Raw genomic sequence first — 23,567 nt, forward strand, 5'->3', positions numbered from 1 at the left:
GATCCTGAAACTCACTTTGATGTGGCAAGGCAAAATGAAAAACATTACCCGACTTAATAGCGAAGAAGGCTCGGACGAAATTGATCTGCGTCAGTTTCTCGGGACGCTGCTTGATCACCGTTGGTGGATCGTCGGTACTACTGCGCTGTTCTTTGCGCTAGCAGCAGCGTATGCAGTTCTTACTCCGCCTGTTTATCGCGCGGACGCAATCGTGCAGGTTGAGTCCAAGATGCCGTCCATTCCCGGACTCACCGACTTGAGTCAGTCGTTGGGGTTGGGCTCAGGATCAGGTGAGGCAACTACGGAGATCGCGCTGATCAAATCGAGGGCGGTCATAGGTAGTGCAGTGAAAGCACTTCATATGGATACGGAGATCCGGCCTCGTCGCTTGCCAATCATCGGTGGGTTCCTCGCGCGACGTGCTGACGCTCAGTATTCAGAGACGGTAGCGGCCCCGATGTTCGGGCTCAACAGCTTTGCTTGGGGGGGTGAACGCCTAACAGTCGATCGTCTGCAGGTGCCCCGTGCATTGATCGACGAAGACCTCACCCTGATCGCTGCCGCGAATGGGGGCTACAAGTTGCTGGACCCCAATGGCGACGTGCTTGTTGATGGCAAGGTAGGCGAGACGTCGACCCGGTCGGGGGTTCTTATCGAAGTCTCCGAGCTGGCGGCCAATGAGGGTACGCGTTTCAACGTAATGAAGCGCCGTGAGCTCGCTGTAGTGAATGAGCTTCAGGACCGAATTGGCATTGCCGAAGTGGGCAAGGACTCAGGTATCTTGGCGCTGTTTTTTGAGGACAGTAGCCCGAAATTGGCAGAAGATTTTCTTCACCAAGTCGCGCTTGCATACGTTCGTCAGAACGTCGATAGGAACTCCGCGGAGGCCTCCGCGCAGTTGACCTTCGTCAAGGAGCAGCTGCCAGGCATAAGGATGCAGGCGGACGCCTCTCAGAAGGCGCTCAGCGACTTTCAGATGAAGGAAAACTCGGTTGATCTGTCGCTTCAGACTAAGGGCTTACTCGACCAAGGCGTAGCTGTAGAAACCAGTATTCAGCAGTTGCGACTTCAACAAGCGGAGATGGACCGCAAGTTCACCCGCGATCATCCGGCATATCAGGCGTTGTTGAAGCAGATTTCCGGAATGGAGGCCAGGAAGAACGGCTTTCAAGGCGAGGTCAAGCAATTGCCCAAAGCACAGCAGGAGCTGCTCCGCCTCACGCGCGATCTGACAGTCGCCAATGAGATGTACACGGTGATGCTCAGCCAAGCCCAGCAGCTCGACGTCGCGCGTGCAGGTACCGTCGGCAACGTGAGGATCGTTGACAGCGCGAAAGTTGATGACAGCACACCAGTCAAGCCAAAGAAGAAGATCATCGTGCTGATTGGGGCGCTGGCAGGTCTTCTGCTAGCTGTGATGGCCGTGATGCTGCGGCACATGTTGAGTCGCGGTATAGAAGATCCGGCACTGATCGAGGAGCTCGGGCTACCCGTTTATGCGTCCATTCCAGCCAGCGTGAGTCAGGAGACGGACTCCGTACGCGGCAGGTTCAAGCAGGATGGAAGGATTCACGTCCTCGCTTTGAAGGATCCTGCCGATCTGGCCATCGAAGCCATTCGCAGCCTACGCACGAGTCTGCATTTCGCTCGACTTGAGGCAAAGAACAATATTGTGCTGATCTCAGGCGCAAGTCCTAACGCGGGTAAGACGTTCGTATCGACTAACTTAGCTACGGTGATCGCGCAAGCAGGACAACGCGTGCTGGTCATCGACGCCGACATGAGAAAGGGCACGTTGCATAAAGCGTTTGGCGTCAATCAACGACCTGGCCTTTCTGAGCTGATCTCTGCAACGGCGACGACGTCCGATGTAGTACGCAACTTGGATTCTTTGCCGAATCTCAGCTACATCGCACGCGGAGAGATTCCGCCAAATCCTTCCGAGCTGCTCATGCATCCCAACATGACCGCTCTGCTGCAGCAGGCTTCGCAAGATTTCGATCTGGTGATTGTCGACACGCCGCCGATTCTGGCAGTGACCGATGCTGCGATCCTGGCAAATCACGCAGGAACTTCCCTGCTTGTGGCTCGCTTCGGCCTAAATCAGCAAAAGGAGATTGCTTTGGCGAAGAAGCGCTTTGAGCAGAACGGCGTCAAAGTAAAAGGCGCGATCTTTAATGCGGTCCAACGTAGAGCCGCAGGCTATTACAGCTACGGATACTACGAATACAAGTCGGCTGACTGAGTTTGGCATTGCTGCGTACTGCTTGATGCTCAATCTTCGCATGAGTCCGATGTGGTTCAGCTCACTCTGTACTGCTGCTGCCGGCATCCTTGCCGAGCTTTTGGAGCACGGGGCACCAGCTCGGTGCCCGAAGCCGTAATGTGGATGAAATGAATATTTTGCGATGCGCCTGAGCGATAATATTAAATGGACGGCACTCGCCCAGCTTTCAAAGCTGTGCGCTCAGTTTGTTGTCGTGTTCGCGCTTGCACGCCTGCTCCCTCCGTCCGAGTACGGAGTGGTGGCGATCGTGACAATCGTAGTTAACTTCTCTCTGATGTTCAGAGATGTTGGTGTCGGCGCGGCCGTTATCCAGAAACGGGATCTACTGAACTCTGACATGGATGCGGCCTTCAGAATCTCGCTATCCATTGGTGCATTCGTAGCGGCTGCTGTGGCGCTGGCTTCGCCTGTAGTTTCGGCGTTCTTCTCATTGCCCAAGCTCATTGGACTCTTGGTAGCTGTCGGCCTCAGTTTTCCGCTTGCAGCTTCATCAACGGTGCATCAGGCGCTGTTGGAGCGCTCGGGTCGGTTTCGTACCATCGCGAGAATCGAGGTAGCTAGCAATATTGCCGGGGCTGCAATTGGTGCAGGTTCGGCATTTGCAGGGCTGGGTGCCTGGAGTCTGGTTGCCCAAGTGATTACTATCAGTGCGCTGTCGTCGTTGCAACTTTGGCATGCCTCAGGCTGGCGTCCCTCGCTGAAAGCGGTCGATGGCTATCACAGCTTGGTCAGCTTTGGTTCCGGAATTCTTGGATTCAATCTGGTTAACTACGTGTCCCGCAATGCAGACAGCATTCTCGTCGGAAAGTTCTACTCTTCTGCAGTCCTTGGTAACTACTCGTTGGCCTATAGGATTATGCTCTTTCCGCTTCAGAGCATAACCTTGGTGACTGCGCGTTCGCTTCTCCCTGTGCTCTCACGGCTGCAGAACAGGCCTAGCGAGCGTTTGCGCGTATATCTCACCGCTGTGGCCGGTGTAACTTTCATCGTCGCGCCGATGATGGCCGGGCTTTTTGCATTACGTTCGGACTTCATTTCATTGTTCTTTGGGCGTGATTGGACACTTACATCTCAATTGCTCGCTTGGTTTGCACCGACAGCCGTGCTGCAGGCTGTAATGAGCACAACAGGCGTTGTGTTCATGGCAACCCGGGAAACGTCTCGGCTGATGTGGCTGGGTGTCCTGGGCGCGGTACTGCAGGTAACTGCGTTCGGGGTCGGCATCTCGTACGGTGTCGTACTCATGGCCAAGCTCTACCTCGTCGCGAACGTAATCAACTGTGTACCCGTCGCGATTTCGTGTATGCATGCGCTTGGCGGGCGCGCTCTCGACATGCTGGTTGCTGCCTTGCCTGCGGTCATTGCCGCAGGCGCGATGGCGGGCGTGCTCCTCGTGGTAGAAAGGGTATGGGGTCCCTGCAACGGTATTGGTGAGTTGGCTCTGCGGGCAGTTTTTGGTTCGATCATCTATCTGATGTTGATACTAGTGTGTTCTAGAAAATGGAGGGCGAGAGTTGGTGCTCTTGCCGGAAAAATCAATGTTTAATGAATCGGCGCACTGCGCGGCTCGCTTCTGGTCTCGCACCAGAAATATGCGTCAGACAGAGGCAAGAGTGTCATGAGAATCGTGGGAGTCCATCAGAGTTCTGAGCTTTACGGTTCTGACAGGAGCTTTTTGTCTGCCATGGAGGCCTTGGTGGTCCAGGATGAGCGCACTATCGACGCCTTGGTGATCCTTCCGGAGGAAGGGCCGCTAGCCGAACTGATGGAGGCTGCCGGCATTCCTGTCAGCTACGAGCCGTACGGCTACCTTCGGCGTGATGTTCTCAAGCAGCCAATCTCTTTCCTCGTGCGCACCATCACAACCGCCCTTAGGCTCAGAAGCCGATTCGTTCGGTCAGACGTGGTGTACGTAAATACGCTGGTCTGTGCCTCGGCCTTGATCGCCTGCGCGTTGCTTGGAAGTCGCATTCGTCGCTTCGTGCATGTGCGTGAGATTCCGGGCGCTCAGGAGCGCTGGCTCTTCAAGCTGCTGATCAGGATTGCGCGAGCAGACGTCATCTACAATTCTAGGGCCACCATGGATGCGTTGGGCATGCGTGGCGTCGTTATTTACAACGGCGTTTCTGAGCCTGTTTCGGACATTGCAGAATCCACGGAGTCCGTCGAACTACGATTGCTGATGATAGGCCGTATCAATGCCTGGAAAGGACAGGATCTCCTCCTTCGTAGTCTGCTTGCCTGCGAGCGGGCGGTTTCTCTCAGGATTGTCGGATCGCCGATCTCTTCGCAGCTCGGCCTCCTTGATGATCTTCATTCTCTGGCAGCTCGTTTGCCGAACAACGTAACGTGCGAGTTCATCGATTTCTGCGACGACCCCACTGACCACTTTCTGTGGTCAAGCCATGTCGTAGTGCCTTCGATCAAACCCGAGCCATTTGGTCGGGTGGCAGTCGAGGCGTTGTCGTACGGCCGCCCGGTCATTGCAGCGCGTCACGGCGGGCTTCCAGAGATAGTCGACGAGGGGGTGAACGGAGCGCTGTTCGATCCTGGATCCGAGCCAGCGTTGTTGTCTGTATTGGTCGCTGCTTCCCCACCCGGTAGTGCCGCGTACCACGCCTTGTCCAGCAACGCGCGTCGTAAGTTTTCCACCTGTTTCTCTCTTGAAAGCTACAAGGCGCAGATAAGGAGTTCGCTGTGCTACTAGCGGCCACTCTCACAGTTTCCCATTCAAGCTTCTCGGTTCATGCGGTGTCTGGCCTGTATCGACGATCAAATCTTGGCTTCGGGTCCAACGCGGAGGTGCAAGCGTGGTCTTCATACTTGCTGCGTTAGGAGCATGTTGCCTGATCTTCGCGCTGCGGAGAACGGTTCTGTTGATGCCCGCATGGATGCTACTGACACCCAAGGCGCTCTTGCTGATTGATATCGAATCTCTTCCCGTACTCAGCATGTACAGATTCATGTGCATGGTGATGTTGGCGATGTATATCATCACCGTCGCGCTTGCTAACGGAGGCGCGGTCCGCAAGGGGCCCTTCTTCACTGCGCTGTTTCTTTTTCTCGGCACCGCATTGGTGTCCGTTCTCGTGAATTTTGGAGGCCAAAATGCCGGTCTGCTGACCTGGTTGGCTCTTCTTCTCGAGATCGCCATCCCGGTATTTGTGTTCTGTCACTTTGCGAGTAGGCTCAGCATCTCTGAGATGACACGCCTTATCAAGATCTATATCGCTGCCTACATAGCTGTTTGTCTGTACGCAATCGGTGCTTACCTGATTGGCATCAACCCTTATATCGATTTCATAAACACGACCACTGAGACCGGGAGGGTAATGGCACGGACGTACTCAGATACGCTCCGTGGTGCTCGCGCGCAAGGTACGGTGTCTCATCCCATCACCTTTGGCGCGCTTATTGTGTTGATGCTTTTGACCGTCTATGTGGTCAGGCTTGCCGGTCGCTTCGGCGTGCGGAAAGTAGTCTCGATCGCTATGACGTCGATTGTCATCCTGACTGCGGCGCTTCTCACGAACTCACGCAGCCCATTGATCCTCTTCTTCGTCGCCGTACTGGCATTTGGCTTATCAGTAGGATTTGTTCGGTCAATCAAGTACGTGGTGCTTGGGCTGCTCCTCCTTGCTGTGCTGCTCTCCACGTCGGACTTGTTCCTTGAGAAATTTCTTTCCGTTGTCAATATTTTCGACTCAAGTGTCGGTGTGGAGCAGAACGGGTCGGACTTGGCGATGAGGGGAGGCCAGTTCCTGGTCGCATTGGGCTATTTCTGGCAATCTCCCATGTGGGGGCATGGACTTGATGCGACCCGCATGATTGTATCCTCCGGCTCGACCTCCGACCTTTATGATGCCGAAAGTGTCCTGTTTAAACTCATGATCGATCAGGGAATTCTAGGCTTCATCGGGTTCTTTGGTCTTCTGGCTTTGGTATACAGGCGGGTCTCAGCTGTGCTGAGCGGGTTGCTTGCGAGAAGGATGTATCTCGGTATGTCCGCTGGTTACACGATCTTTGTAGTGTCCACCGGAGTAATGGACACATTGCAACTGTTTCTTCTTCTCAGTGGTTTTATTTACTATTATGGCGCTGCAGTTAGCTCCGAGGAATCTTCGCAGGTGAGAATGGATGTTGGGGAGCTGGCAGGTGCTAAATTGGGCGAGCCGCGTGAGATCAAATCACATGAGTAAGCCTACGCTTCGCATCCTCGGTATCCGCGGAGTGCCCGCGGCTCACGGCGGCTTTGAAACGTTCGCCGAATACCTCGCAGTCCATCTTGTGGCGCGTGGGTGGCGCGTCGTCGTCTACTGTCAGGAAGATGGCCAGGGCAAGCTGTTCACTGATACGTGGGAAGGCATAGAAAGAGTCAGGATCCCCGTGGGCGTACGAGGTGCCGCTGGAACAATCCTGTTCGACTGGCTTTCGACGCTGCATGCCTCACGTTCTCAGGACCTCTGCCTGACGCTTGGCTATAACACGGCGGTGTTCGCCGCAGTGCTCAAGCTCAAAGGGGCGCCGAACGTCATCAACATGGATGGCATCGAGTGGGCGCGTGCGAAGTGGGGCACCGTCGCCAAGACCTGGTTTTATCTGAACGAAAGGGCGGGCTGCTGGCTTGGAGACCACTTGATTGCGGATCATCCTGAGATCAAGGCGCACCTCGCTACCCGTACGCGAGCGGATCGTATCAGCACCATTGCGTACGGGTCAGAAAGGATAGATTCTGCTGACAGTTCGATTGTAGAAGGCTTGGGTCTGGTTCCAGGAAATTACCTGACTGTCATCGCTCGTCCCGAGCCTGAAAATTCGATTCTCGAAATCGTCGATGGATTCTCGCGGCGATCCAGATCACTAAAGTTGGTGGTTCTGGGCAGTTACAGCGACTCCAACTCCTACCACCAAAAGGTACGGGCGGCTGCCGGGACGGATGTTGTCTTTGTCGGTGCAATCTATGAGAGATCGGTCGTCCACGCGTTGAGATTCCACTCGGCCGCCTACGTTCATGGTCATCAGGTCGGAGGAACAAACCCGTCGCTCGTTGAAGCCATGGGCGCGGGAAACCCGATCATCGCACACGACAACAGGTTCAATCGTTGGGTCGCTGGAGAGGGTGCGCAGTATTTTGATGGTGCGCTTTCATTTGCGCGGATCATCGATCAGATCGAAGCGGACTCTGCGCCTTTGGCCACCATGGCACAGGCTTCGCTGGTCCGTTTCGAACAGTGCTTTACATGGCCCAAGATCCTGCAGGACTACGAGGAGCTCTTGTCAAAATGGATCGATGGAGGTCGCTCGGACGTTGCGTCCGGTAGGCTCGAACCTGACATCGGCGGCCGCAAGGTGGACGACGTATGACCTTTCACATCCTTGTCGTCCTCTACAGACTTTCGCCGCACGAATCACGGACCCTACAGACGCTTGCGAGGGGCGCGCGGCTATCCTCGCATGCGGCGGGGGCACTGACCATATGGGATAACAGTCCCATACCGTGCGGGTCAGAGGAAACTGATGCGCTCGATTTTGGTGCCCTTGACGTAACATACGTCGCGTGCCCCGAGAACAAGGCATTATCAAAGGTCTACAATACGGTTCTGGAGAATGTGCGGCATGATTTTGCGATCATTCTGGACCAGGATACGGATATTCCGGTCGAGTATTTTGATTGCTGCGTTGATCAGATACGCCAGTTTGAGGGGCAGGATCTGTTCCTGCCGATTGTAAAATCAGACGGATTGATTGTCAGTCCTGGGAAGCTGATGTGCTTCAAGGGACGGCATGTGCCAGATCCCGTGTTGGGCAAGCGCAGTGCTGAGCGCGTACTGGCGATAACCAGCGGGATGATGATATCCAAGAGATATCTTTCCCGGCCGCGATTTGACGAACGCTTGAGCCTGTACGGCATTGATACTAAGTTCATGCTGGATTACGCAGAAGTCGAGCGTTCCATCGTGGTAATGCCTTTCGTGCTCCAGCACGATACCGCGTTGTGGTCGGATATCGATGCCGATTCCATGCTGTTCAGGGCAAGCTCGTTGACTGCGTCTTGGCGCATAGTGTTCGAGGGACGGCCATTCGCCTCCTTCATGGCGGTCCTCTATGCGCGTTGGATGATGATCAGGCTCGCGGTGAGGTATCGCGATTCCAGGTTTTTGTTGGCTTGATGTATTGCTGGCCCATGACTCTCTCAGGTAGGTGTTTACCAGATGTCTTTGTTCACTCGCGTAGGGTCCGTTCTTTCGCTGCGCTTCAAGCTCGATGAGCGCATTCCGCTGGGGTACAAGATCGGTCTCGCGGTGGAGTATCTAACAAGCATGCTGCGCGGTAGTTTGAGTCTGGGAGTGCGTAAGCGACGACTGGTACCTTTCTTTCGCGGGAAGGGCGCGACGGTGCGCTGCAGCTCATTGATCAAGGTGGGGCGAGGTGTACGTCTTGGCCGATACTCGCACGTTGATGGGCTGAGCTTGAATGGAGTGTCTTTCGGAGACGGCGCCAAGTTGGGGGACTTCAGCAGGGTAATCTGCTCTGGCAGCTTGGAGAAGCTGGGTGTCGGCGTTGAGATCGGGAGGCGCGTGGGGATTGGCGAGTATTCCCGGATCGGTGGCTCTGGGGGTGTTGTGATCGGTGATGACACAATCATCGGGCAATACTTCAGCGCGCACCCAGAAAATCATCTTTTCCAGGATAAAAGCATGCTGATCCGCCTGCAGGGAACGCAGCGGGCTCAAATCGTCGTGGGATCAAACTGCTGGATCGGCGCCAAGGTGACACTGCTGGCCGGTACCCAGATCGGTGATTCTTGCGTCGTGGCTGCCGGCAGTGTTGTGAACTCCAGTTTCCCGGCCTACTCGGTAATTGGCGGCGCCCCGGCCCGCTTGCTCAAGAGCTACTGAGCAGCTTTGAAGGACGGTTCCGGCTGGTCAGTCATGACCAGCCGCTGACGTATCAGTCAGTTATTTCACCGATGTTCTCGAAGAAGTATCTCTGGTCGCGCTCGCCAGTCAGATTGTACAGCTGATGTTTTCGCGCAAGCATCGCGGCGCCGTCTCGGACCAGGGGATTCCACGTGATTGTCGCCCGTGCCCCGGTTGAGCGAGGAAGGACATTGTCGAGTGGGATGCTGAAATAGATTCCCTTGTCAAAACTTCCTTCGCCGAACTCGCGTGAAGAGACGTTGGTCTTCGATGCGAACGCGCCCATGGTCATTCCGTTGGGGAATACCCGCGCGAGGTTCAGGGTGGCACCGTAATCGCCGGCAAGATACCGGCCAGCGCTCAGTGAAGCGATTACCCGCTCTTCCCTGTCAAATGAGTAGTAAAGCGTGGCGTGACCGGTGGTGGTCGAATAATCCCTCAGCCCAAAATGCTGATCATAGTCGCGTTGCTTTACCCAGTTCAGGTTTGCGCCGAGTGCCCACGGTTCTCCGATCGGCCTATACAGCACCTCGCCGCCGAAGCCGGCATACATCCATTCGAGATAGCCTGCATAGGCGATTCCGTATAGATCGCGCCCCAGGCGGCGCGAGATGTTTATCTGGAGATTCGGAAGGGTAAGCTCGGATGTGGTCATGTACTGCCTCAGGTCAGTCCGAACTCTGGGCAAGAAGCTTGGCGCCTCGTATTTGAACTTATCGTAGTTGTTGAGCAGGTTCTGGCTGACGGTTCCAGTGACCCACACGTCGGGTGCAAAGAACAGGGTGGCGCTGTAGTTTGCTGCGACTTGATACAAGATGAAGCCGTCAGGTCCGCCGATATTCTGGCGATAACCCACGCTGAATCCCCCTCCGAAGGGTTTTGCGACAGGCTTGTAAAGCTCTGTGCGTTTGAGCGCGTCTGGGGTTGAAAAGTCGACACTACGCTTGAGTGACGGTTTATCGAGCGTGCCATCGAGATAAGATTCAAACGATTCACGGCGTATGGAGGTATCGACGATGGGCAGCCCAAGTCGCACGGTCTGCACCGTATACCAGTGATAACGAGTTCCAAGTTCGGAAGACAACACGCGCGAAACGCGGCCAAGACTCTTGGCGGGGTTCATGAAACGTGTCTGGTACCCGCTGACGATAAGCTCTCCATCGCGTTCTGCGATTGCATCCACACGGAATGACGCATTGCTTCCCAGCTTTTCCGTGATAGCTGCCCAGTCAGGCTCATCAGCGACGGGCGGATCAATACCTTGATCACGCCGAAGGTGGACAGCGTCAGCGTCTGTCACCGCGTCGCGCGAAATGCTCATCGGTGGGGGATCGAATGGCTTCGGTGCGGCGGTCGCGCGTCCGGGATTTCCCCTTAGTGAGATGGAGAACATGGCGGCGTCGCCACGCTCCCATGCCGCCGTGACCTCTACGTGTTGGTTGGGTCTGTAAACCAGGCCAACGTTGATAGGGGTAGTTTGACGGAGATTGCTCCCTCGGGGCTCGTTCCTGTAATCATTGCCGTCGTATTCAACCTTGGCGATGATGGCGTCCCAAGGTGTCTGGTAAGAAATGCCACCGAACACTCCCACCGGGCCCCGGAACATCGCACTTGCCCCGAACTTGCCGGCGTTGACGATAGCGCTCGTCGGCACAGGACGAGTCTTGAAGCGGTCGTCGATCGCGCCGAGCGGATTGGAGAAATCTCCACGATTGCCGATGTAACCCGTGGCAAGACCGATCGAGGCATCGAAACGCCCGATGTTCTTGTTCGCCACGATATATTCGCTTGAGAAAAGGCCTGTTCCGCCAACGTCGCGCACACCGAACGCCAAGGCGGGCACCCACCTCGACTCTTGTAGAAGCCGGATCTTGAAATCGATCGACTTGTCTTTGTAGTTCTGGTCACCACTGACGGAGGGTACGCCGTATCGTAGATTCGACACATTGATGTATCGAAAGGATCCCTCCAGCCAGGGGAATGGCTGCATGGTGATGTTGTAACGGCTGTAGGGCGAGTTATGCGAAGCGGTAAACGCAAACGTTCCGTCATCCGCCATCCTTGCCGTTGGCGTCTGCAATAGGCCAATACCGCCCCACTCACTGGCAGTCGGAGGCGGGGCCTCCTGTGCATGCAGGCTGGGCATTGAGGCCAGGGAGAGAACTATTGCTGCAGACAGGCGTGCTCGGCTCGGCAAGCTGGACATTGAGCGGTGTTTCATCACGGGTTGATGGGCTGAGTAGCGATGAAGGCGGCAAATTCTTCGTTGAAATCCTGATCAATCCCTTGAAGCGCGCCCGCAGCAACTGGCACGTAAATCGTGCCCCCTGGAGAGACCGCCTGGGGATCGGCGCGATTCCAGGCCGCTACACCGAGCTTGGTGATCAGGCCATCGGCTTGAATAACGTATATGTTGTCTGGATCCCTCGTGGGCCGAGCGGCACATTCAGTGACGTACTGAAGGGCGCCTTTGCGCGCTTCGTGCGCGAGCGCACAAGGGGCTGAGACCGCGCCCACGACATTTACGGTCGCAGGGCGTGTGGTGAAGATCACGCTGTCTCCATCCTGGACTTCTGGGTTGTTCCTCGGCTGGACCTGCATCAGGTGCACGTCGATCGACTGCACTACGCGGCCCGTAACAGGTCTTTGTTCAAGCCATGTCGCAAGCTGTTCCGCCGTTTCCTGCACGCTCACCGATTCGTGACGCTCAAGGACGCCCAGATCATGGAGCAGGCCAGCTTTCAGCCGGCGCTGTAGCTGCTTGGCCGCATCCCGGTTGAACGTGGTGCCGAGCAGATAAGCATCGTGCCGGGGTACGGCGGCGGCGATGGCATCTGCCAGGCGCGCCGAAGCTGGCAGCTTCAGGGTTCCTGGATGGTCGACGGCGCCTTGGACGCTTATCTCAGACGCGCCGCCTGTCGTCGCAGGCGCGGCCAGCGCGAACGCCAGCGCGAACAAATAGGTCATTTTCATCGCCTACTTTCTCGATGGACGGTAGGGCTTGAGTTGAATCAGATCAACGCTGTAGCCGGGCGCGAGGTACTGCTTGCTTTTCCAGATGAAACCCGTTCGAGGGTCAGTCCAGTAAATACTCGTCTCATTGAGCCCAGCACCGGTGAGGTGCTCTTCGAAGCGAATCAACTTCATGCTGCGTCCCAAGATTTCTACCGATTCCTCACGCTTCCGCATGAGGCGTCCATTCACTTCGGCGCCCAGTTCGTAGGCTGGAAGCCAGTCGAACTCTCGGCGCACCTCAACTACTCCGGTAACCATGTTCAGGTTGTCGAAGGGTGAGTCGCCGACGATACGGGTCTCGTAGGTGCGGCTCAGTCCGGCAGTTCCAGTCAAAAGCCCATTCGGCGTGGTGTAGAAGATCGCCTCGCTGCCCGCGTACCAGGCCAAACGCTGATCGTCGACGTGGCCCAGCACAGCAACCGAACTCAGGTCATTGGCTTTAAGTTGCAACTGCGGATACGGGATGGAGGCTACCTGCTCCGCGTTAGCCTCGACATTCCTGTTCAGAAACAACCTGAATGCGTCACTCGTCGCGCGGCTACCGGTTGTGCATCCACTCATTGAGGCCAGCGTCAGGACGCAGAAGAGAAGGGTTGCCCGCTTGCGACTCGCGCGTCGTAACGACGCCGCATTTGCCAACACTGGTTCCATATCAGTTGGTGTCTAGATCATTGCGCGCGCTGGCGGCATTGCTGATGATGGAAGTGAAGGGCAGGAGCTGATTGACGAAGCGGCTCCAGCGAGTGACACCTGCGGCGCCCACGAAGACAACGTCTCCCGGAAGCAGCTTGAACTGGCTGCCCACTGCGAATGCCGCTGGAGATCTGGCGGTCAACTGATAGATGATGGAAGGCTGGGCGAGCAGATCCTTGGAGCCTCGTATCACATAGACGGCATTGCCGTCGGAGGTGGTCTGAAGCAAGCCGCGTGCGCGACCTAGTGCTTGGTTGAGCGAGACGTCGCCCGTGCGGAAGCTGAACGCACCAGGTTGACCTACCTCGCCGACCACGAAAATTTCTTTGCGATCCAGGAATGGTACGTAGATCGAATCGCTTGGTTTCAGGTACAGCTGCTGCCCGCCGTACTGGCTCGCCAAGGCCTCAAGATCGATGGTGTAGGTGACGCCGTCGCGGCTCAGCTGAACCCCTGACAGGTCGGCACCTGCAGCGCTGAGCCCTGCCTGGCTTATGGCGTCAGCCAAGGTCAGTGGCGAGGTTCCAAGCGATACCGGCGTCGACTGCTGGGCCGCACCTGTGACCCATACGCGCTGGCTCCCGAAGGTCAGGACCGACACATCAACCTGCGGCGATTCGATGTACTTGGCGAGCCGCCTCTCGATTTCTTCTCGGAGTTCCCCTGGCATCTTGCCAGCCGCTTCGACTTTGCCAATGTAGGGGTAGAAGACGGTGCCGTCGCTCTGCACTGCGCGACCAGCTAGGTTGGGCGTCTGCTGCGGCCCTGCCGGAACAGTTAATTCCGGATGGTCCCAGACAGTGATGTACAGCGAATCGCCCACTCCAACGCGGTAAGCGTCTGGTTTGAATGAAAGCAGCGCGGCAGGCAGATTGCGCGCCTGCTCACTTGCCGCGTTCATTGCGATGAGTTTGGGCGTTATGTCGACCAGCTCCAAACGTCCATCATCGCTGACTCCTCCTTGGCGCGTCACATCGCCCTGGCGCAGATGCTGACCTGGAGCCCAAATGCAGCCCGGCAGGAGGGTGGCTGTCAGGATGGCAGCAGCGATGCTAACGCGCTTCGTTTTCATTTTTTTCCAGATTTTCAGCAGGCAAAAAAAACCCTCGCCAAGCAATGCCCGGCGAGGGCTCGTTCGGTACAGAAGACTATTATCAGCCGCCAGTGCCGCCAGTACCACCCGTGCCGCCGGTACCACCCGTGCCGCCGGTACCACCCGTGCCGCCAGTGCCACCGCCGCCATTGCCGCCACCGTCGCTCGGGCCGCTGGTGCTATCGCCACCGACGCTGTACAGAACCGCTGCCGTTGCAACAGCAGCCACCACCGTGCTTGCGATAGCTACCGTCGAATAGCCAGCAGCGCTCGTACCGGCGACTTCACTGCTGGTCGCCACTACTTCGCTCGGCGCCTGCTCAACCTGAGCCAGGGCCGGGGAGGACAGACCCACAAGGGCCATAACCGCAAAGATCTTCTTCATAGAACGGGGTCTCCTACTCCGTCTGGGGGATTTATCGCCCCTATGGTCACCGGTAGTGGCTTTTGAAGTCAAGGAATTCATGACACGAATTCCTGATTCACAGACATTTTCATGAGCCGCGTCGCGGTTCGCCGCCACTCCAGATGCTGCGATCGAACTCCTTCGCCGTGCCGGACAGTGTTTTAGCCAAGGCCACCACCATCTGATGGGTGCGGATCTGCGGGAACGCCAAGGGCATGCAGATACCCATGCCTAAGGCGAGCACAAGCCACCTGCAGCGCAGACCAAGCACTGGCTGTGCGCCACGCAGCACCAAACTGCTTGCCACTGCACCGAGCAGCCAGCCGCTGATTACTTCAGACCAGGAATGTGCGTTCAACGGCAGTCGAGAATAAGCGACGGCCCCTGCCAATGAGAGGCCGAGCAGCGCCATGAGCCGACGAGAGCGATCCCCAGGCATCGCGATGTAGCAGACCATTGGCCAGACGCCGGCCGCCATGGCGGCGTGCCCGCTGAATCCAGTGAAATCCCACCGTGCCACGCCGATTCCCCATCCCAGGAAGGCCAGCTTCGAGCCCAACACCAGCAGGCCGACGACGGTCAGCGCACTGGCCCAGCGCCAATGCCACGAGCTGTGTGCTCGCCAGCCGGCAAACATCAGCACGGCGGCTGTGGGCAGAAGCAGGCGGCTGTCGCCGAGCATCGAGAGGAGGTGCCAAGTCTGGGGCATTAGGGCGGGGACGGGGACGGGGACGGCACGACAGCATACGGCGTCGGCATGCGGTGCAGCTGACCGTCAGCCGTCCGGAGTAGTCCTGCGCGTTGCCAGGCTGTATCCTCCACACCCTCGATCTGGCCCCGTAGCTCAGCTGGATAGAGCGTCCCCCTCCTAAGGGGAAGGTCGCCCGTTCGAATCGGGCCGGGGTCACCATAGATTGCTCATGTGCCACTGGAACTATGGGGCCGGTGCACTTGGGTGCCCGCAGACGCATGAATTGAGCTGTCGTGCCTCTTCCTATTGCGTGATAAGCGATCGACTAAGTTCTTAGGAAAGGTGCCGGCATGTTTGAGCTGAGTTCATTGACGGCGGGCGGTGTCTATCTGCCAGTGTTCGCGTTCATCGCGGGGCTGGTTGCCTTTGTAGCCTTCGTGCCGTTGTCTCGATTCGTGCCGCAACCAGTGTCGGGTTCGCGCTTCCTCGCCATCGATGGCTTGAGGGGTTATCTGGCTCTGGCCGTGTTGGTTCACCATTCTTCCATCTGGTACGTCTACGCGCGAACTGGAAAATGGTCTGCCCCACCGTCTGCCTTGTATGCCCAGTTGGGTGAGGCAGCCGTCGCCATGTTTTTCATGATCTCTTCCTTCCTGTTCTACAGGATGGTCATCGATAGCGCTGGCGTGGATTGGCTGCGTCTGTATGTCGGTCGCTTTCTGCGCATGTTTCCGCTTTTTCTGGTCAGTTTCTTTGTACTGCTCGCTTTGATCTTTTACTCAAGCGGTTTCCTGCTGGTAGAAGCTCCAGTTGCTCTTGGTATGAAAGTCATCCAATGGCTGTCCTTCACGGTGCTCGGTGCTCCAGACATCAATGGCGTGGTGGGAACCCGGTACATCATGGCTGGAGTGGTCTGGTCGTTGCCCTACGAATGGGTCTGGTATGGCGCACTGCCATTGATCGCCATGCTGGTTGGATCACGGCCCTCCAAGCGCATCTTGTTGATTTCCGCGCTGGCACTGCTATACGCCGCCTTGAGGCTGGAGCTTCTTCTGCTTCTGCCTTTTGCAGGCGGAATCGTAGGCCTTCACGCTTGCCGCAGCCCGAGAATCAGTGCGGCGCTTAGGCAGAGTTGGGCTACGTTGCTCGCGATCGCGTGCGCTGTTTCGTCTGTTGTTTTCTTTGAGTCCGCCCGGCACCCGGCCGCTGTCATCCTGTGGACGTTCGTCTTTTCATCCATTGCATGTGGAAATGATTTCTTTGGAGTCCTCTCCAACAAGGTATCGGTGGCGATGGGCGAAGTCTCGTATGGCATCTACCTTTTCCATGGCTTTTACCTGTTTGGCGCGTTCGAACTGTTGGGCCGAAGTGCCTACACTGCACTTTCGCCAACGCAGCACTGGCTGGTTACGTTCTGCCTCATCCCGGTCCTGCTGATCACCTGCGTTGTCGCGTACCGGGTTGTTGAACTGCCCGCGATGCTGTCCAGGTCGAGGGTCATGGAGGCCCTCGGCCATGCCAGGGGCTACCTGTGTGGCATGGCTCGACGCGTCGTCCCTGGACGCGCCTGATCCATGGGGAGCTTCAACTGCACTCACCCCACCTCGACCCGCATCCAACCTCAGCGCCCGCATCACCTTGACCACCGCATCGAAGTACCGCTGCCGCGTGCCATTTAACTGCCGGCGCAGCGTGATGGGGCTGACCCAGCACTCGCGTGCGATCCCGCTCATCCCGTCCAGCTCCGCGATTAGTAGTAGCGCACGCGCCATGTTCGCTTCACTGCGATCCTGCCCGCTTAGGCGCATGTCCAGACAAACCGCCCGCTCTGCTGCCCGCGGAGCCGCCTCCTCAATGCGCGAACCGCTTATGCGAAGGGCCTCTCCGACACGATGCAATCCAAGCAAGGGAGCTCAGGCCGCCCCAGTCGGGCGATGCCGAACCATGCCCCAAGCCCCATCAAGCCTCGGAATATTGGGCCAAGATGGCACACGTTCAGCACAGCAGCCTTGGAAGCCCTTGCGGCACATAGCCGGCAAAGCTCCCTCCTAAGGGGAAGGTCGCCCGTTCGAATCGGGCCGGGGTCACCAATCACATTCGCTGTGTACCCGCGCCCAGCTTATGGCCCGGGCGGAGCTACCCGGGTCCCGGGCCCCTCAGGTGAGCAAGGGTGTGATCAGAAGAGCTCCCCGGTCATGGGTAAGCCCCCCCTGATCCCGATGATCATTCCCGGCGCTGCCTTTGCAGGGCCTCGCTGGCATTTACACCTTCCCCGGCCGCTCATAGTCCTCAGGCGTAGCCCCATGCTCCGCCTCCGGCATGTCCTTGTCCTTCCAGCGGGCGTCATCGTTCCTCAGCTTGTCCGGCGTGTGGCTCTTCTGCTGGTCGTCTTCTTTCGTGGCGGGCGCTCGCGGTGCAGTAGTCATGACAGGTCCTCGTTCGGTCAGCGATCCAACGTCTGCTTGCCAGACGTACCACCCTGCCCAAAGTTCGGCTGGGTGATGCCGTCATCCTCGCGGACGCCATCCGGTTCCCCTTCACCGGCCTTGCCACCCTTGCTGTGGCCGCGCTGGTTGTAGCCTTCGTTCTCCGTCTTCAGCCGCGCTGTATCCGGACCTTTCTCATCCTTGTCATCCTTCGGCGGCTTGGCCGCAACGAACGGAGAAATCGGGTCACTGGCCGGAAACGTCTCTTCCAGCGCCTCGTCGTGGTTCTCCGAGGTGCGCTGCTTGTCGACCGTGCCTTCCGCCGGCGGGCAGTTGTGCGCGGCGTGAGCGTCTTCGGTGGAGGCGGGCGGGGTTTTGTCGTGCTGCATGGTGTGTCTCCTGCGCGAACGGGTAGGGCGGTGATGCCTCGACGCTAGCCCTGCCGCTGTTACGAAGGAGCGGGGGTGCCGTGAAGGGCGGGTGCTCCCATCGGCTTCACTCGGGAGTTCCTATCGTCCAGACCTCGCCACACGGAGGCTGCCGCGATGCATGAGATGTTCGAGCTGGGAATGGAATGGTGGGAGTTCGTGGTCCGCGCGGTTGCGGTGTATGTGGTGGTCCTGTTGCTGACCCGCATGAGCGGCAAGCGTTCGATGGGGCAGTCCACCCCGTTCGACATCCTGGTGATCGTGCTGCTGGGCACGGCCGTGCAGAACTCGCTGATCGGTGAGGACACCTCGCTGCCCGGCGGGCTCATCCTGGCCGCGACGCTGATCGGTCTGAACTGGTTCGTCGGCTTTCTGGGGGCGCGCAGCAAGCGCCTCAACGAGATCGTGGAGGGCGTGCCGGTGGTGCTGGCGCGGCACGGCACGATCTACTGGGAGCAGGTGAAACGCTGCAATGTCAGCCCGGCGGATCTGGAAGTGGCGATGCGCGCCAACGGCTGTGAAGGTTTCGGGCAGGTCGACCTGGCAGTGCTGGAAACCTCCGGCGAGATCACGGTGAACAAGCGCCGTGCTGAAGGCGATGACTGAGCGGGAGCGCTCGTCGGTCACGCTCGCGCTCGCTGGATCTTGACGGTGCGCCGCGTAGTGTCGGGCGCAGTCCCACAACAGGAACACACGCGATGTACATGGCACTGGACAGTGAAACGATGGCCCCATTCGATGATGTGATCGCCCAGGTGCCGGACCCGACCCCGGAACCCGTGCCGCCCGCGCCGCCGGTGGAAGAGCCCGGCCGTGGCCATCCGCCTGCGCAGGAGCCGCCGCAGGAAATCCCACCGGAGGGCGACCCCGCACCCGCATCGCCGCCGCAGGAACTGCCGCCGGACCCGGAGACGCCTTCGGCGCCCTCGGTGGAGTAAGCGACCGTCGCGTGCGGCGCTCGCCGCGCGCGCAGAATGAATGATTCAGTCCTCATGCGCTGCGCAGCGCCATGCGCGCCAGCCTCTGCAGGGCGGCGCGCTGATCCGGATAGACACGCCGCACACGGTGCGGTCACGACGCTGCCACGCCGTACCACGTACCACAGAGGTACTTGGATAACGGAGTCTGCTATGCGCGCACTGACTTACCACGGCAGCAAGGATGTACGGGTCGATACCGTGCCCGATCCCGCGCTGGCCGCCCCGGATGACATCCTCCTGCGCGTGACCGCCACGGCGATCTGCGGCTCGGACCTGCATCTGTACCGCGGCAAGATCCCGGATCTGCATACCGGCGACGTGCTGGGCCACGAGTTCATGGGCGTGGTGGAGGAGGTGGGCGCGGGGGTGATGGATCTGCGCCCGGGCGACCGCGTGGTGATTCCATTCGTGATTGCGTGTGGTGAGTGCTTCCATTGCCGCCTGGCCGAGTTCGCGGCCTGCGAGACCACCAACACCGGCAAGGGCGCCGCGGTGAACCAGAAGGGCATCCGCCCGCCGGCAGCGCTGTTCGGCTACAGCCATCTCTATGGTGGTGTATCCGGCGGGCAGGCGGAGTTCGTGCGCGTACCGAAGGCCAATGTCGGGCCGTTGCGTATTCCGGATGCGCTGTCCGATGAGCAGGTACTGTTCCTCTCCGACATCCTGCCGACCGGCTACCAGGCCGCGATCAACGCAGGCGTGAAGCCGGGTTCCACGGTGGCGATCTTCGGTGCCGGCCCGGTCGGGCTGATGAGTGCGGCCTGCTGCCGCCTGCTGGGGGCGGAGACGATTTTCATGGTCGACCACCTGCCGTATCGCCTGGCCTTCGCGCAGCAGACCTACGGCGTGACCCCGATCGATTTCACCCAGGTGGAGGATCCGGCGGAATACATCATCACCCAGACCAACGGCCGCGGCGTGGATGCCACGATCGAAGCGGTCGGCTTCGAGGCCGAGGGCAGTGCGCTGGAATCGGCGCTGACGACGCTCAAGGTGGAAGGCAGCAGCGGCGTGGCGATCCGCCAGTGCATCGCTGCGACCCGTCGGGGTGGCACGGTGAGCATCCCGGGCGTGTATGCGGGCTTCATTCACGGCTTCCTGCTCGGCGATGCGTTCGACAAGGGCCTCACCTTCAAGATGGGGCAGACCCATGTGCAGAAGCTGATGCCAGAGCTGCTCGACCATATCGGCGAAGGCCGGCTGGATCCGGGCGTGATCGTGACCCACCGGCTGTCGCTGGAAGACGCGGTGCGTGGCTACGAGATCTTCGACCGCAAAGAGGAGGATTGCCGCAAGGTGATCCTGACGCCCTGACATGAATGCCGTGGCTTCTCTTGTACCGCCGGCGGCACCGCAGCCGGTGAGCGATGGCGACGACCTGCAGGCGCAGGCCCGCGCTTGGATCGAGCATCAACCCTCCTTGCCGCGCCCTGGCAGCGGGGGCACGCTGCTGCGCTGGCAGGCGCTGGCGCATATCGCCGCGCGGGATCTCTGCCTGGCCAAGGTGCTGGAAGCCCATTACGACGCGCAGGCGATCCTGGAAGAACTGGGCGCCGCGATGCCGGACCACGATCAGCTGGGCGCGGTATGGGCGGCCGAAGGGCCGGCGGCGACCCTGCGCTTTGATCGCGCCAGCGGCACGCTGTCCGGTGACAAACCGTGGTGCTCCGGTGCCGGCTGGGTGGACCATGCCCTGGTGACGGTGCGCGATGACGGGCGCTCGCGGCTGTTCCTGGTGCCGGTGCGCCGGGCCAACGTGCGTTTCCTGCCGCAGACGTGGCAGGCCACGGGCATGGGGCGGGTGCCGAGTGGGACAGCCTGTTTCGATCAGGTGCCGGCCGTCGAGATCGGCGCGGCGGATGCCTATCTGCAGCGTCCGGGGTTCTGGCATGGTGGCGCAGGCATCGCGGCGTGCTGGTTCGGCGGGGCGAGCGCGTTGGCCGAGCCATTGCTGCACAGCGCGCGCGCGGACGAACCGGGCACGGCGGCCGGCCTGCTGGGTGAGATCGATCTGGCGCTGTCGCCATGCGCCTCACTGCTGCGCGAGCTGGCCGCGCTGATCGATGCACAGCCCGACCAACCCCATCAGCGTGAGATCGTGCGAGCGCGCAGTGCGGTGGAGCGCGCCGCCTCCGTGACGCTGGATCGGGTCGGCAGGGCGCTTGGGCCGGGCCCGATGTGCATGGACCCGGCGCACGCCCGGCGCTGGGCTGACCTGACCGTCTTCATCCGCCAGAGCCATGCCGACCGCGACTGGCAGCATCTTGGCAACCTGATGCATCGCGAGGGGCGTACGTGGACGCTGTGAACCGTCAGATCGAAGGCGGCGGCGTGACCGAGGCGCAGTGGGCAGCATCGCCGTGGTTGCAGTCGCTGCCGCTTGCGTCCCCTGCGGCGCTGTTCGGCGATGCGCGTCGGCTGGTGGTGGTGTCGCCGCACCCGGACGATGAAGTGCTCGCCTGCGGCGGCCTGATGTCGCTTGCGCACCAGACAGGGCTGGCGGTCACGGTGGTCTCGGTGACGGACGGCGAAGCCTGCTATCCCGATCAGCCTGCGTGGTCGCCCGAGCGGCTGCGCGTGGCCCGTGCCGCTGAGCTGGACGATGCGCTGCGTTGCCTGGGCTTGGCGAGCGCAGCGCGGATTGCCTGGCACATCGGCGATGGCGCCGTGACGGCCAGCGAAGCATGGATGGGCGAGCAGCTGGCGGCTTTGCTGCAGCCGGACGATCTGGTGCTGGCGCCGTGGCGCTTCGATGGGCACCCGGACCATGAAGCGGTCGCGCGTGCCTGCGTGAAGGCCTGCACCGCGCGCGGCGCCGCGTTGAAGGAATACCCGGTGTGGGGCTGGCATTGGCTGGACCCGCAGGCGGCACCGTCCGCTTGGGCGCCGGCGACGCGCTATGCGTTGGAGGACGACCTGCTGGACCGCAAGCGCGATGCGATCCAGCAGTTCGTGACCCAGACCGGCGCAGTGGCGGGGCTCGAGTGCGAGCCCATCCTGCCTGCCGCTGTGCTGCAGCGGTTTGAACGGAACTACGAGGTATTGATCGGATGAGTGATGTCGCCTACTTCAACGCGTTGTATGAGAAGGAGGACCCCTTCCAGTACCGGACCCGCTGGTACGAGCAGCGCAAGCGCGCGCTCACCTTGGCCAGCCTGCCGCGCGAGCGCTTTGGCCGTGGCTGGGAGCTGGGGTGCTCCAACGGCGTGCTGACCGCGGCCCTGGCCGAGCGCTGCGATCACCTGCTCGCCACCGACCTGAGCGAAGGCGCTGTCGCCGCGGCGCGCGCGATCACCCGGCGCCAGGCGCACGTTTCCGTCGAGCAGGCGCGTCATCCACACGACTGGCCAGCAGGCAGGTTCGACCTGATCGTGGTGGGTGAAATGGGTTACTACCTCTCACAGGACGACATGCGTCAGCTGGCGGCGCAGGTGGTTCAATCGCTCACGCCGCAGGGCGTGGTGATCGCCTGCCATTGGCGCGTGCCGTTCGAGCAGGCGCGCTGCAGCGCCGCGTTCGTGCACGCGCAGTTTGATGACAGCCTGCCACGCCTGTTCTCGTATCGCGACGAGGACATGCTGCTGGAAGGCTGGTCGGCCGAGACCACCTCGGTGGCCGAACGCGAGGGCCTGCGATGATTGCCGTGACCGTTCCCGCGCACAACGAAGAGCAAATGATCGCGGTCTGCCTGCAGTCGCTGCAGGTGGCGGCGCTGCATCCGGCCCTGCGCAACGAGCCGGTGGTGATCGTGGTGGCGCTGGATCGGTGCCGTGATGCCACGGAATGGATCTGCCAGCGCATGGGCGTGGAAGTGGTCAGCGTGGACGCCGGGTGTGTCGGTGTCGCACGGGCGGCGGCGAGTGAGCGCGCGTTGGCGCTGGGGGCCCGCTGGATCGGCTGCACCGACGCGGACAGCGTGGTGCCGCCGGACTGGCTTGCGCGCCAGCTGCAGTGTGGTGCGAATGCCTTCTGTGGCGTGGTGGCGGTGGGTGACTGGTTGGACTACCCGCAGGCCGTGCGCGAGCAGTTCGTGCAGGGCGAGCATGCAGTGGATGGGCATCCGCACGTACACGGCGCGAACATGGGTTTCAGCGCAGTGGCGTATCGGCAGTCCGGCGGCTTTGCGCCGCTGGCCACCGGTGAGGACGTCGCGCTGATCCAGGCCATGCACGGGGCCGGCATGCAGGTGGCGCGGCTGGCCAGCCCACGGGTGATGACCAGCGCACGCCGGCACGCGCGTGCACCGCACGGTTTCAGTGACTTCCTGCGCCGCCTGGAACAGCGCGTTGGCTTGGCGGCAGATGAGGTGGCGGGCGACGTGGCGCCGCTGTCACTGCTGGCGCGCTGATGGCGCCCATTGATCTGCTCGGCTGGGCGGCGACCGCCGTGCTGATCGCCACGCTGTGGCGGCAGATATGGAAGCAGTGGACGGCCAAGGATGCACAGGCGGTATCGACGTGGTTGTTCGTTGGCCAGATCACGGCCTCCGTGTTGTTCATTGCGTACAGCGCGGCGACCGGCTCGATCGTTTTCGTGGTGACCAATTCGCTGATTCTGCTCACGGCGATTGCCGGGCAATGTCTGGCCTGGATCAAGCGCAGACGGGCAGGGAAGTAACACGCATTTCG

Annotated in this window: 23 protein-coding genes and 2 tRNA genes; 18 read left to right on the top strand and 7 right to left on the bottom strand. The window is 59.9% G+C overall.

Translation table 11 applies throughout. The features are described from left to right. Nucleotides 1-34: 34 nt before the first annotated feature. From ABE422_RS00425 to ABE422_RS00455, 7 genes are all read left to right on the top strand, one after another. The gene (locus ABE422_RS00425; RefSeq protein WP_346482215.1) at nt 35-2,245 is read left to right on the top strand and encodes a polysaccharide biosynthesis tyrosine autokinase; all 2,211 of its coding nucleotides are present in this window, start codon (nt 35-37) and stop codon (nt 2,243-2,245) included. Between the two features lie 163 nt (nt 2,246-2,408). Beyond that, nucleotides 2,409-3,833 (top strand): lipopolysaccharide biosynthesis protein, encoded by a 1,425-nt coding sequence (locus ABE422_RS00430; RefSeq protein ID WP_346482216.1) that lies wholly within the window; start codon nt 2,409-2,411, stop codon nt 3,831-3,833. Nucleotides 3,834-3,905: 72 nt separating this feature from the next. Further along, nucleotides 3,906-4,994 carry a glycosyltransferase family 4 protein gene (locus ABE422_RS00435; RefSeq protein ID WP_346482217.1) on the top strand — a complete coding sequence of 363 codons (1,089 nt, stop codon included), beginning with the start codon at nt 3,906-3,908 and terminating at the stop codon, nt 4,992-4,994. Between the two features lie 172 nt (nt 4,995-5,166). Next, nucleotides 5,167-6,486 (top strand): O-antigen ligase family protein, encoded by a 1,320-nt coding sequence (locus ABE422_RS00440; protein ID WP_346482218.1) that lies wholly within the window; start codon nt 5,167-5,169, stop codon nt 6,484-6,486. Continuing rightward, complete coding sequence (locus ABE422_RS00445) at nt 6,479-7,651, top strand: DUF1972 domain-containing protein (RefSeq protein WP_346482219.1); 1,173 nt, start codon at nt 6,479-6,481, stop codon at nt 7,649-7,651. Before ABE422_RS00440 ends, ABE422_RS00445 begins: the two co-directional genes overlap by 8 nt. Continuing rightward, on the top strand, nt 7,648-8,457 hold the full coding sequence (locus tag ABE422_RS00450; RefSeq protein WP_346482220.1) for a hypothetical protein: 810 nt from the start codon (nt 7,648-7,650) through the stop codon (nt 8,455-8,457). The genes ABE422_RS00445 and ABE422_RS00450 overlap by 4 nt, the downstream gene beginning before the upstream one ends. A 42-nt stretch (nt 8,458-8,499) precedes the next feature. Beyond that, entirely contained in the window at nt 8,500-9,186 is a 687-nt protein-coding gene (locus ABE422_RS00455) for an acyltransferase (protein ID WP_346482221.1), read from the top strand. A gap of 52 nt (nt 9,187-9,238) precedes the next feature. Here ABE422_RS00455 and ABE422_RS00460 read toward each other — a convergent pair whose 3' ends face one another. The 6 genes from ABE422_RS00460 to ABE422_RS00485 form a co-directional block, all read right to left on the bottom strand. Beyond that, a complete protein-coding gene (locus ABE422_RS00460; protein ID WP_346482222.1) occupies nt 9,239-11,413 on the bottom strand; it encodes a YjbH domain-containing protein in 2,175 nt (724 codons plus the stop codon). Between the two features lie 14 nt (nt 11,414-11,427). Continuing rightward, complete coding sequence (locus ABE422_RS00465) at nt 11,428-12,180, bottom strand: capsule biosynthesis GfcC D2 domain-containing protein (RefSeq protein WP_346482223.1); 753 nt, start codon at nt 12,178-12,180, stop codon at nt 11,428-11,430. A 3-nt stretch (nt 12,181-12,183) separates the two neighbouring features. Then, nucleotides 12,184-12,735, bottom strand: a complete 552-nt coding sequence (locus ABE422_RS00470) for a YjbF family lipoprotein (protein WP_346482224.1) — start codon at nt 12,733-12,735, stop codon at nt 12,184-12,186. A 139-nt stretch (nt 12,736-12,874) separates the two neighbouring features. Beyond that, nucleotides 12,875-13,987: a polysaccharide biosynthesis/export family protein gene (locus ABE422_RS00475; RefSeq protein ID WP_346482225.1), complete on the bottom strand. Its 1,113-nt coding sequence runs from the start codon at nt 13,985-13,987 to the stop codon at nt 12,875-12,877. Between the two features lie 82 nt (nt 13,988-14,069). After that, nucleotides 14,070-14,393, bottom strand: coding sequence for a hypothetical protein (locus ABE422_RS00480; RefSeq protein ID WP_346482226.1), 324 nt, complete (start codon nt 14,391-14,393; stop codon nt 14,070-14,072). A 109-nt stretch (nt 14,394-14,502) separates the two neighbouring features. Beyond that, nucleotides 14,503-15,096 carry a phosphatase PAP2 family protein gene (locus ABE422_RS00485; protein ID WP_346482227.1) on the bottom strand — a complete coding sequence of 198 codons (594 nt, stop codon included), beginning with the start codon at nt 15,094-15,096 and terminating at the stop codon, nt 14,503-14,505. Nucleotides 15,097-15,247: 151 nt separating this feature from the next. Here ABE422_RS00485 and ABE422_RS00490 point away from each other — a divergent pair. The 3 genes from ABE422_RS00490 to ABE422_RS00500 all read left to right on the top strand — a co-directional run bounded on the left by ABE422_RS00490 (nt 15,248) and on the right by ABE422_RS00500 (nt 17,195). After that, nucleotides 15,248-15,324 (top strand) — tRNA-Arg (locus tag ABE422_RS00490). 131 nt (nt 15,325-15,455) lie between these two features. After that, on the top strand, nt 15,456-16,676 hold the full coding sequence (locus ABE422_RS00495; RefSeq protein ID WP_346482228.1) for an acyltransferase: 1,221 nt from the start codon (nt 15,456-15,458) through the stop codon (nt 16,674-16,676). Nucleotides 16,677-17,128: 452 nt separating this feature from the next. Further along, nucleotides 17,129-17,195: transfer RNA gene (locus ABE422_RS00500), tRNA-Ser, on the top strand. Nucleotides 17,196-17,548: 353 nt separating this feature from the next. Here the strand turns inward: ABE422_RS00500 and ABE422_RS00505 are convergent. Then, nucleotides 17,549-17,920, bottom strand: coding sequence for a hypothetical protein (locus tag ABE422_RS00505; RefSeq protein WP_346482229.1), 372 nt, complete (start codon nt 17,918-17,920; stop codon nt 17,549-17,551). Between the two features lie 156 nt (nt 17,921-18,076). Between ABE422_RS00505 and ABE422_RS00510 the strand changes: the two genes are divergently transcribed. The 8 genes from ABE422_RS00510 (at nt 18,077) to ABE422_RS00545 (ending at nt 23,556) form a co-directional block, all read left to right on the top strand. Further along, nucleotides 18,077-18,565 carry a YetF domain-containing protein gene (locus ABE422_RS00510; protein WP_346482230.1) on the top strand — a complete coding sequence of 163 codons (489 nt, stop codon included), beginning with the start codon at nt 18,077-18,079 and terminating at the stop codon, nt 18,563-18,565. Between the two features lie 92 nt (nt 18,566-18,657). Continuing rightward, nucleotides 18,658-18,897, top strand: coding sequence for a hypothetical protein (locus tag ABE422_RS00515; RefSeq protein ID WP_346482231.1), 240 nt, complete (start codon nt 18,658-18,660; stop codon nt 18,895-18,897). Nucleotides 18,898-19,089: 192 nt separating this feature from the next. Next, nucleotides 19,090-20,253, top strand: a complete 1,164-nt coding sequence (locus ABE422_RS00520; RefSeq protein ID WP_313211835.1) for a zinc-dependent alcohol dehydrogenase — start codon at nt 19,090-19,092, stop codon at nt 20,251-20,253. Between the two features lies 1 nt (nt 20,254). Then, nucleotides 20,255-21,247, top strand: a complete 993-nt coding sequence (locus ABE422_RS00525) for an acyl-CoA dehydrogenase (protein ID WP_346482232.1) — start codon at nt 20,255-20,257, stop codon at nt 21,245-21,247. Further along, nucleotides 21,235-21,993, top strand: a complete 759-nt coding sequence (locus ABE422_RS00530) for a PIG-L deacetylase family protein (protein ID WP_346482233.1) — start codon at nt 21,235-21,237, stop codon at nt 21,991-21,993. Before ABE422_RS00525 ends, ABE422_RS00530 begins: the two co-directional genes overlap by 13 nt. After that, the gene (locus ABE422_RS00535; protein ID WP_346482530.1) at nt 21,981-22,577 is read left to right on the top strand and encodes a class I SAM-dependent methyltransferase; all 597 of its coding nucleotides are present in this window, start codon (nt 21,981-21,983) and stop codon (nt 22,575-22,577) included. Before ABE422_RS00530 ends, ABE422_RS00535 begins: the two co-directional genes overlap by 13 nt. Further along, on the top strand, nt 22,574-23,287 hold the full coding sequence (locus ABE422_RS00540; RefSeq protein ID WP_346482234.1) for a glycosyltransferase: 714 nt from the start codon (nt 22,574-22,576) through the stop codon (nt 23,285-23,287). The genes ABE422_RS00535 and ABE422_RS00540 overlap by 4 nt, the downstream gene beginning before the upstream one ends. Next, nucleotides 23,287-23,556 (top strand): PQ-loop domain-containing transporter, encoded by a 270-nt coding sequence (locus tag ABE422_RS00545; protein ID WP_346482235.1) that lies wholly within the window; start codon nt 23,287-23,289, stop codon nt 23,554-23,556. Before ABE422_RS00540 ends, ABE422_RS00545 begins: the two co-directional genes overlap by 1 nt. The last annotated feature ends 11 nt before the right edge of the window (nt 23,557-23,567 follow it).

It is taken from the genome of Stenotrophomonas sp. TWI1151 (genome assembly GCF_039673135.1).
Lineage (GTDB): Bacteria > Pseudomonadota > Gammaproteobacteria > Xanthomonadales > Xanthomonadaceae > Stenotrophomonas.

What these genes read in the sequence shown, in the direction of transcription:
- ABE422_RS00505 (WP_346482229.1), bottom strand. Translation starts at nt 17,920, where the DNA reads ATGCAGCACGACAAAACCCCGCCCGCCTCCACCGAAGACGCTCACGCC.
- ABE422_RS00480 (WP_346482226.1), bottom strand. Translation starts at nt 14,393, where the DNA reads ATGAAGAAGATCTTTGCGGTTATGGCCCTTGTGGGTCTGTCCTCCCCG.
- ABE422_RS00515 (WP_346482231.1), top strand. Translation starts at nt 18,658, where the DNA reads ATGTACATGGCACTGGACAGTGAAACGATGGCCCCATTCGATGATGTG.
- ABE422_RS00545 (WP_346482235.1), top strand. Translation starts at nt 23,287, where the DNA reads ATGGCGCCCATTGATCTGCTCGGCTGGGCGGCGACCGCCGTGCTGATC.
- ABE422_RS00430 (WP_346482216.1), top strand. Translation starts at nt 2,409, where the DNA reads ATGCGCCTGAGCGATAATATTAAATGGACGGCACTCGCCCAGCTTTCA.
- ABE422_RS00465 (WP_346482223.1), bottom strand. Translation starts at nt 12,180, where the DNA reads ATGAAAATGACCTATTTGTTCGCGCTGGCGTTCGCGCTGGCCGCGCCT.
- ABE422_RS00455 (WP_346482221.1), top strand. Translation starts at nt 8,500, where the DNA reads ATGTCTTTGTTCACTCGCGTAGGGTCCGTTCTTTCGCTGCGCTTCAAG.
- ABE422_RS00495 (WP_346482228.1), top strand. Translation starts at nt 15,456, where the DNA reads ATGTTTGAGCTGAGTTCATTGACGGCGGGCGGTGTCTATCTGCCAGTG.
- ABE422_RS00460 (WP_346482222.1), bottom strand. Translation starts at nt 11,413, where the DNA reads ATGTCCAGCTTGCCGAGCCGAGCACGCCTGTCTGCAGCAATAGTTCTC.
- ABE422_RS00445 (WP_346482219.1), top strand. Translation starts at nt 6,479, where the DNA reads ATGAGTAAGCCTACGCTTCGCATCCTCGGTATCCGCGGAGTGCCCGCG.
- ABE422_RS00510 (WP_346482230.1), top strand. Translation starts at nt 18,077, where the DNA reads ATGCATGAGATGTTCGAGCTGGGAATGGAATGGTGGGAGTTCGTGGTC.
- ABE422_RS00475 (WP_346482225.1), bottom strand. Translation starts at nt 13,987, where the DNA reads ATGAAAACGAAGCGCGTTAGCATCGCTGCTGCCATCCTGACAGCCACC.
- ABE422_RS00425 (WP_346482215.1), top strand. Translation starts at nt 35, where the DNA reads ATGAAAAACATTACCCGACTTAATAGCGAAGAAGGCTCGGACGAAATT.
- ABE422_RS00450 (WP_346482220.1), top strand. Translation starts at nt 7,648, where the DNA reads ATGACCTTTCACATCCTTGTCGTCCTCTACAGACTTTCGCCGCACGAA.
- ABE422_RS00520 (WP_313211835.1), top strand. Translation starts at nt 19,090, where the DNA reads ATGCGCGCACTGACTTACCACGGCAGCAAGGATGTACGGGTCGATACC.
- ABE422_RS00485 (WP_346482227.1), bottom strand. Translation starts at nt 15,096, where the DNA reads ATGCTCGGCGACAGCCGCCTGCTTCTGCCCACAGCCGCCGTGCTGATG.
- ABE422_RS00435 (WP_346482217.1), top strand. Translation starts at nt 3,906, where the DNA reads ATGAGAATCGTGGGAGTCCATCAGAGTTCTGAGCTTTACGGTTCTGAC.
- ABE422_RS00540 (WP_346482234.1), top strand. Translation starts at nt 22,574, where the DNA reads ATGATTGCCGTGACCGTTCCCGCGCACAACGAAGAGCAAATGATCGCG.
- ABE422_RS00525 (WP_346482232.1), top strand. Translation starts at nt 20,255, where the DNA reads ATGAATGCCGTGGCTTCTCTTGTACCGCCGGCGGCACCGCAGCCGGTG.
- ABE422_RS00440 (WP_346482218.1), top strand. Translation starts at nt 5,167, where the DNA reads ATGCCCGCATGGATGCTACTGACACCCAAGGCGCTCTTGCTGATTGAT.